Here is a 6,420-nt window from a genome sequence, read left to right as displayed (position 1 = left end):
GATCGATCTCTCCTGGTTATCCTACACAAGGTCTGGTAGCGTTTTATTTTTTCTTAGTTCTTATTGCAAAGTGTGCAATCCACAAGCTGTTATCGAGTCCATCATTAAATACCCAGGATTTTCCTATGTTATATTTTATGAAGGATCAGATACTACAGTTGCGGATCAAGAAGAGAGCCTGCTTGAAAGAGGTGTTAAGATGCATTCCTTTCAAATGAATCTTCTTGAAAAAAACCTAAAGGTTCACCTACTACCTTATCAATTAGTTCTGAATAGAGTAGGTCAAGTGATATCATCAGGAATTATTAATAATTTACCAATGATCGATGTACTTATGATGCCACTTGTTAGATCTGTGGAGAACAGCAAAAAATGAAGAACTTTATAAAAGTTGTAGGGATGTTGCGAAGTTCCTTCCTTAAAATATATAAGATAAGTCCTATGACTGTTATTTTAATGCTTGTAGTTACCGTGGTAGGGGCACTCTATACATATGCGAACATTTTTCTTTCAAAAGTATTGCTTGATTCTATAGTCGAAATGAACAAAGATATTATTTTTTTAAGTTTGGGGCTTCTTATAGTCTTTCAAATATTTAAGCTTCTCTTGGACTTCGTTTCTTCCTTGCAAACTGTGAAGCTAAGTATAAAGTTTTCTGCGCAAAGCGATGAAGAAATGATTGACCAAAATTCAAAGATGGATTTGCTTGTGAAAGAATTTCCCGCATTCCAGGCTGATTTTTCCTACCTAAAATTTTCTGAGGCTAAGGTTTATGAGAATTACTTGAATCTTATTGAACTGTTGACGAAACTAATTATTCTTGGTACGACGTTAAGTTATTTGTCGGATATATATGTGTTATTCAGTGTTATTGCAATAATCGTAGGAGTATTAAGAGGCTTAATCGATTTAGTTACCGTAAAAAAGAGGGTGCTTCTTAATTCCGAGATTGAATCTGGATTAGTTAAACCAATGTATTATTATAATTTGCTTACTGGTGTAGATAGTCAAAAGGAGCTTACACTGTACTCTACAATTCATTATTATAAGCAAAGATGGAAAGATGAAAGAACAAATATTGACTCCAAAAAGGTGACTTATACTAAAATAGAAAAATTAACAGATAGTTATAAAGAGCTTATTACCATATTTACTTCAGGGGTAGTTATTATTCTCGTAGCTAATCTAATTATAAAGCAGGAATTATCAATTGGAGACTACGTGGCCGTAACAATGGCTGTAACGATGATCATCAATGGGATATCCAACTTAATTGGAAGTTATATTCGTCAGCTGGAGAATCTAGGCTATGTTGAAGTGGCAGATGAGATGAGAAAGAAACTAGCAAAACACAGTGTCGTTAAATCTCCACAAGGTGGCGTCCCTTTTGATTTTCAGGACCGAATCAACATTTCCAATCTCAGCTTTACATATCCAAATAGTCAAATCGCGGCTCTTAAAAATTTAAGCTTAGAAATCAAAAAAGGAGAAATGATAGCCGTTCTGGGTGAGAATGGATCAGGCAAAACCACTTTGGTTAAGTTGCTACTTGGTTTGTATAAAGTTGAGCAAAATAAAATCTTTTATGATGATATTCCTATTAACGATTTTGACGAGAAAAGTCTATATCAAAAAACGAGTGCTGTTTTTCAGGACTTTATAAAATATCAAACAAACGTTCGTGAGAATATTGCAGTTGGTGATATAAAATTTATAGATGATAATAAGAGATTAGAGTCAATTTTACAGAGGGTTGTTTTTGATAAACATTTGCCGGAAGGTTTGGATACCAAACTTGGATATATTGATCAAGACTCAACAAATTTATCGGGCGGCCAGTGGCAAAGGTTGGCTCTATCCAGGGTATTTATTAAAGATGCTCCTGAGTTGATCGTTTTTGATGAGCCGACATCGGCTTTGGATCCCCTTGCAGAGGTAAGAATTTTGAACGATGTATTGGATTATTGCAGTAATACCACCACAATACTCATATCTCACCGGGTTGGAGTAGCAAGAAAGGCAGATAAAATTTGTGTTCTTAAAGAAGGAAGAATTATTGAGTTTGGTACGCATGATGAGCTCATTAAAAATAGACAGACATATTTCGAAATGTGGGAATCACAGCGCGAATGGTATGAAGATACCAAGGAAGCAATACTAAGATTATAAACAAAGAGAAAATTGGAGGTATTCGATGGTAATTCAAATTGTTATGTGCGACAGAATTAAGTTTGAAGAAAATCATCATGTACTGGGTAAGATAATAAATGCTATAAGAGTCCCTGTCTTTCCCTATGTGATCAAGTTATCGTTGTTATTGAAGATATCTGGCCTTCCCGCAGGTGAAGATGTATTGACTGAACTAAAAGTTGTCAATGAACTTGGTGAAGAGCTCAGTTCTCCAGGCACATTTGTACATCGAAACTATAGGGATTCTAAACAGGTTCCTGGTGTAGATCAAAACTTTGACTTTACATTGCTAGTAGAGCGTGAGGAAAATATATTTTTTGAGTGTTATATCAATGGGGAGATGAAGAACTGGTATCCGGTGAACATAAGTCTAGGCGAATTGGAACTTTCAGAGATTGATAATTAGGAGGAGAACATGAACAAACTATATTTTGATTACTGTGCTTCCACTCCATTACATCCTAAAGTTGTTGAGAAGTTGCTAGACTCCTCAAAACATTTGTATGCGAATCCATCCTCTATGCATGAAATGGGATTTGAGACGCAACAACGGGTGGAAAAATCAAGAGTGAAAGTTGCCGAAATACTTAATGTAAAGACGAGTGAGATCATTTTTACGTCTGGGGCCACTGAAAGCAACAATTTGGCTATATTAGGGCTTATTCGAGCCTGGAGAAAAAAACAGGAAAAATACCACATGTCATTGTATCAGAGATTGAGCACTCCTCCGTATATAATTGTTGTAAACATTTGTTAGAAGAGGGAGTGGAAGTGACATTTATCCCGGTGGATTGTGACGGCGTAGTGAGTGTGAAAAGTATTGAAGTATCCCTAAAGGCAAACACCGTTCTTGTAAGCATCATGCATGTTAACAATGAAACAGGAATCGTAGAGCCGATTGATGAAATAGGCCGTTTTTTGAAATCCAAACCTGGTATTTACTTCCATGTAGATGGAGTACAAGGTTTTGGTAAGCAGGCTTTGGATTTAGCTAATATTGATCTATATACCTTGTCTGGACACAAAATAGGAGCTCCGAAAGGGATTGGATTGCTGTTAGTTAAGGAGCAAGTGGAGCTCATACCATTACTATATGGTGGAGAACAGGAGTCAGGGATTAGACCAGGTACTACAAATGTACCCGGGGTATTAAGTTTGGCTGAGGCTATAAAGGTTACTACTTTGGAACGGGAAGAGAAGATGAAGCATCTTACCAAGCTGAATGATTATATATACTCAAATCTTGAAGCGATTCCAGAGTTAAAGATGAACAGTCCCAAACCCCCTCTTTCTTCTCCGCACATCATAAATTTTTCCTATAAAGAAAAAGGAGCAACCTCTGCTATTATGATTAAGATGCTTGCTCGTTTGGGGATTATTGTATCTTCTCAGTCAGCTTGTTCTTCTAGAACGAATTTGAGTCGTGTAATTATGGCTATGACACATGATAAAGAAGTTTCATCCAGCAGTATAAGAATTAGTCTTCACGAGGCGGTTAGTTTAGAAGATGCTAGAACTTTGGTTAGTTCAATCCTCCAAATGGTAGAACAAATCAAATCTAAAAGTAAGTTCGAACTTATAGGATCAGGAAAAGTTACGACAAAATAACCAATCAACTACTTATTTACAGTTCTCCAAGCTACTCGCGATATACTCAAATTCATGATTTAATAATTGCTGCGCTATTAATTCTGGCATCACTATTGACAATATACTCTTGAAGGTCTGTCATGGAACGTATCATCCGCAATGAATGCCACAATACGGGTTACGGCAAATCGTTTTGATATCAGCCGAGCAAGGAACATAGGTGAGTTTATGGAAAACATCCTTAGGGTTTTCTGCAAAGCGAGTATTAATTTCCTGAATTTCTGTTCAAATTTATTCGAAATACCGGGGGACGTCCATACCAATGAAAAACGCAAAATGGTTTATTCATTTTGCGTTTTCATTGTTGTACAATTTGAGGATACTATATTATTAATATGCCCCATACCTAATGGGCTTTCTTTATCTGTGCCATTTTCACAAGGTCTATCCAATTTTTTTAAAAGGCAAAAGTCACGTTAGAACATCACTATCCCGTTCGTTCATGATACCTAGAAATAATTAAACTCAACGTGCACTCATTATAGAAAGAAAACAATAAAGTATTGGTGTTCGTAAGTTGAAAATTTCAGAGGTTAGTAGTTATAACAACATTCCAATCCGTATTTGGTTCACATCTAATAACGCTGGGTGTGTTGAAGGGCAGAAGTAAGAAAGCTGTACTAGAGTGTAGGTGAGACTTAGAATAATAATAAGAAGAAACTAAAAGGTGGTATTATCCCCTCACGGTAGTCAACGTAAAAAAGACATCTGGTAAGATGGACTTATACGTTGGAGACCAGAAGGGATTTTTATGGGGAAAACGGGCCGTACGAATAACAGATATATCGAGGAATTAAAAATAGAGGCTGTACGGCTGGTAAACGGGGAGAACATGTCATACCGTGAGGTGGCTTAGCAACTCGGTAATTGGAATAAGACACGAGTAGTTGTGGGGTAAACCTACATGAGACAGGACAACAATTTGTACAAGGAACTATCCGTAAAGGTCGGCCAAAGTCCAAATTAACAAGTATAGAAGAAGTGGCTTATTTAAGGGCGAAAATTGAGTACATAAAAAAAGCGGTATCCATCCACTGGGTGGGCTCTTAAAACTGGCTGAAGTATCGCGTGCAGGTTATTATAAGTCGCGTAAGAAGGCTTCAAAAGCGAATCATAGAAGGTTGCAAGAGGCAGTTGTTTGAAGAACACATAATGGCCATATACATATACCGACTACATCCGTACTTTGGCTATCTGCGTATGATGGTTACTTTGAAACGTGAAGGGGTTCATGCTAACAATAAACGCGTTTATCGGCCGATGAAGAAGCTAGGCATTTGCTCTGTAATCCGAACATGTTCCCACGGCAAACCCGATGAAATCAGCAAAATTGATTCTTCCAGTGACTTTTTACACCTGACACATTTGACATCGAAATATACAGGTGAAGTCATTTCACTAGCGAATAATAATTTCATACGAGCAACAGCCGGTAATTGAAGCAAAGTTCCGCTTGCATTCGATTGCCGGCTTTTTTAAATTTTCTCATAAAAAGGGGGATGTCCATGTACAAATTAATACTCGTTGATGATGAAGAAGACGTACGAGAAGGTGTGCTGCATGAAATGGATTGGGAGTCATTAGGGTTTACGGTCGTGGAGACGGCTGAGAATGGTCAAGAGGCAATGGAATACATAGAAAGATTGCAACCGGATATTGTGGTGACCGATATTCATATGCCTTTCATGAATGGATTACAGCTCGCGGAATGGATTCGCTGCCATGATCCTTCGATGAAAATAATGATATTAACCGGCTACGATGAATTTGAATATGCGCAGAAGGCGATCAAGCTCCAGATAGACGAATACGTGCTCAAGCCGTTTTCCGCTTCGGATTTGCAAGCCGCATTGGTGAAGGTCAAGCAGCAGATGGATCAGGAAGTTGCGGAGAAGAACAATCTACTAACATTACAGGATCATTATAGGAAGAGTTTGCCCGTATTGCAGCATGTGTTTCTATCTTCTCTCCTTACAGGCAAGTGCTCTTTGGAGGACATTCAAGAGAAATGTGAGCGCTATGAAATGGATTTATCGGGTACCGCTTACTTGGTCTCTGCGATTCAAATGGATCATAACAAAGAAGAGAAGAACCGTTATTTATTGCAATTCGCCATATGCAATATTGCCGAGGAGCTCGTGCTGAAGCATATGCCGGGACGGGTATTTATTCACCATGATCATGTCATTGTGTTAACGATGAGCGAGAGTCAACAGGAAGAAGGAGTGAGTCAGGAGACAATCAGGACCGTAGAAGAAATTCTTCAGAGTGTCCACCGATTTCTCAAATTAACGGTAACGATTGGCGTGGGAACTGTCGTGAACGATTTATATGAGTTGGCATCTTCTTATCAGGAAGCGGTACAAGCACTGCATTATCGATTGATTCACGGAAATCATCGCGTCATCTGGATTGAAGATGTAGAGGCGAAGCGGGGGAATCCGCTTATATTCAACGACATGAAGGAGCAGGCCTTAATCCGCTGTATGAAGGTAGGGACGATAGAAGAAGCGCAAGCGATGATGGGTGAGTTTTTTGATGTCGTGGAATCTAGCACGGTTTCGCTGCAAGATTTTCAAA

General features: G+C 38.2%; 7 protein-coding genes. All 7 read left to right on the top strand.

Annotated features, from left to right (window positions below; translation table 11 throughout):
* On the top strand, nucleotides 1-376 hold a 376-nt coding region (locus AZ66_RS33120), incomplete at its 5' end, for a hypothetical protein (protein ID WP_231587042.1).
* Entirely contained in the window at nucleotides 373-2,169 is a 1,797-nt protein-coding gene (locus tag AZ66_RS25285) for an ABC transporter ATP-binding protein (RefSeq protein WP_044357411.1), read from the top strand. The genes AZ66_RS33120 and AZ66_RS25285, both read left to right, overlap by 4 nt.
* A gap of 25 nt (nucleotides 2,170-2,194) precedes the next feature.
* Nucleotides 2,195-2,596, top strand: a complete 402-nt coding sequence (locus tag AZ66_RS25280; RefSeq protein WP_044357409.1) for a hypothetical protein — start codon at nucleotides 2,195-2,197, stop codon at nucleotides 2,594-2,596.
* A 9-nt stretch (nucleotides 2,597-2,605) separates the two neighbouring features.
* Nucleotides 2,606-2,947, top strand: a complete 342-nt coding sequence (locus AZ66_RS30190) for an aminotransferase class V-fold PLP-dependent enzyme (protein ID WP_052648857.1) — start codon at nucleotides 2,606-2,608, stop codon at nucleotides 2,945-2,947.
* Nucleotides 2,941-3,798 (top strand): cysteine desulfurase family protein, encoded by an 858-nt coding sequence (locus tag AZ66_RS25275; RefSeq protein WP_442950322.1) that lies wholly within the window; start codon nucleotides 2,941-2,943, stop codon nucleotides 3,796-3,798. Before AZ66_RS30190 ends, AZ66_RS25275 begins: the two co-directional genes overlap by 7 nt.
* Nucleotides 3,799-4,992: 1,194 nt before the next feature.
* Nucleotides 4,993-5,280: an IS3 family transposase gene (locus AZ66_RS33930; protein ID WP_082061725.1), complete on the top strand. Its 288-nt coding sequence runs from the start codon at nucleotides 4,993-4,995 to the stop codon at nucleotides 5,278-5,280.
* Nucleotides 5,281-5,345: 65 nt separating this feature from the next.
* The coding region (locus tag AZ66_RS25270) for a response regulator (RefSeq protein WP_044357407.1) at nucleotides 5,346-6,420 on the top strand (1,075 nt) is incomplete at its 3' end.

Origin of the sequence: Paenibacillus sp. E194, assembly GCF_000935845.1 — a bacterium.
Lineage (GTDB): Bacteria > Bacillota > Bacilli > Paenibacillales > Paenibacillaceae > Paenibacillus_B > Paenibacillus_B alvei_B.
This window is presented reverse-complemented; position numbering and strand designations above follow the sequence as displayed.

Coding starts and splice junctions, on each gene's coding strand:
- AZ66_RS25285 (WP_044357411.1), top strand. CDS start 373: ATGAAGAACTTTATAAAAGTTGTAGGGATGTTGCGAAGTTCCTTCCTT.
- AZ66_RS25280 (WP_044357409.1), top strand. CDS start 2,195: ATGGTAATTCAAATTGTTATGTGCGACAGAATTAAGTTTGAAGAAAAT.
- AZ66_RS30190 (WP_052648857.1), top strand. CDS start 2,606: ATGAACAAACTATATTTTGATTACTGTGCTTCCACTCCATTACATCCT.
- AZ66_RS33930 (WP_082061725.1), top strand. CDS start 4,993: ATGGCCATATACATATACCGACTACATCCGTACTTTGGCTATCTGCGT.